Raw genomic sequence first — 1,526 nt, 5'->3', positions numbered from 1 at the left:
TTAGAATACTTTCATCAAGATATCGGAATCGAAGAAGGCGCTTCGGATTAAGATTTAATTTGATCGCTGGTATTTATAATTATGAACTTTCTTTAAAGACTAAATTAGAGATCGCCTGAGACTTTCGCAAGAGGTCTAGTCTATTCTACCAATAGCAGTGGATTGACGTGCTCGCAACTCTTGCATTAAGGCTTCATCAGGATGAATTGATACAGTCCGTCCTCTTTTACTATTCGTGCAACCAGACCTCAGAGGACAAATAGCACATTCACTCGCCGGAAAATGAACAATTTTCCCGGGTTCAAATGGGATACTTACCTGATTAGGACAGCTAATTAAATGTGTATCCCAGTCAAGGAAAAAGGAATTTTTATCAAACAGTCCAGAATTTTTGACCGGCCACGCCTTACAAAATATCTGTAATTTATCATCCCGTTGTGTAACCCAATGACTGGATAAATAAGCCCGGTCAATATGTAACTCAGCTAGGTGAATATTTTGAAATTTTAAGTCACGTTCTAGGTCAACTGTAGCAGTAGCTTCCGGAGTATTTGCGCGTGTCAACGCCACCGCGCAAACTACACCACTCTCTAAATCTTTGAGGATGTGGCGTTTATATCCATCTATTTTTTTAGAGTGGCTTTTAAGCCCATGCCGCATATCTGGGTCTTCAATAGAAATGCGACGGTCTTTAGCCACCCCTTTACTTAAACTCGGAACGCCTTGAGAGTCGAAAGTTACATTTTGAGATTCAATCACTCGGGCAACATCCAGAGTCTCTTTAGCGACTTCAAACTCATCACACCCAGGCTGGCTTTGCATCCATTCTTCCACAGAACATAAGCTGTTTAGAATGATTAATAGTGCGTTTTTGCGCTCTCCTGGGTCATCCCAGTTTAAGTCCAAGGCTGTTTTTAAGCTGGAACTATTAAGAATTGTCGCACCAGCTAACTCGGCAATTTCTGCTGGCTCCCGCCCCTGTCCAGCAGCTATCACACTCACTGCTTTACGCAAAGCATGACCCAATAGATTATATGTATCTTCGACTTTACCAGCTCCCCATAACGGGGAAGAATCTAAAGCCGCTTTGAGTTGAGATGAGCCAAACCCACCTTTTTGTTTGGCAATCTCTACGGTGCGGTCAATTAAACGTTGGTCTAGTTCTTTTTTAATTAAGCCCTTTCTAAATCTAACCAAAGTGGCTTTGCTAAAAGGAGAAGTTTCACAATTGAGACAATCGAGAACTAACTGCCAACGTTGATCCATGAGCATTTCTTCAATTACTTCATCATCAGAAATACCTTAGTAGGCTTGCAGAATAATTGCCAAGGCAATTTGTGCAGGAGGAATTGGGCCCTGACCCACGGTGCTATCTTTAAAGATTGTAGCGAGTTCTTCTTGAAACTCATCATTAAATATGAATGAACGGTTCAGTCGAAGAAACGTAAATAACTTGGCTCGTTTAATGCGTTTGATAATCAACGCTTCAGCGTCTGAGAGTTCAATTGGAGGATGCCATAAGTGAG

Annotated in this window: 1 protein-coding gene and 2 pseudogenes; 1 reads left to right on the top strand and 2 read right to left on the bottom strand. The window is 41.5% G+C overall.

Annotated features, from left to right (window positions below; genetic code table 11):
• Positions 1-119, top strand: a pseudogene (locus ACUVJL_RS39480) (IS5/IS1182 family transposase); the annotation flags it as partial.
• A 16-nt stretch (positions 120-135) separates the two neighbouring features.
• On the opposite strand, the gene ACUVJL_RS39475 reads toward ACUVJL_RS39480, so the two are convergent.
• Positions 136-1,299, bottom strand: coding sequence for a transposase (locus ACUVJL_RS39475; protein ID WP_445250799.1), 1,164 nt, complete (start codon positions 1,297-1,299; stop codon positions 136-138).
• Positions 1,300-1,302: 3 nt separating this feature from the next.
• A pseudogene (locus ACUVJL_RS39470) lies at positions 1,303-1,526 on the bottom strand (IS5/IS1182 family transposase); the annotation flags it as partial.

This window comes from Microcoleus sp. OTE_8_concoct_300 (genome assembly GCF_031383065.1).
Taxonomy (GTDB): domain Bacteria; phylum Cyanobacteriota; class Cyanobacteriia; order Cyanobacteriales; family Microcoleaceae; genus Microcoleus.
The sequence above is the reverse complement of the archived record's forward strand: the minus strand, read 5'-3'. Positions and strand labels throughout refer to the sequence as shown.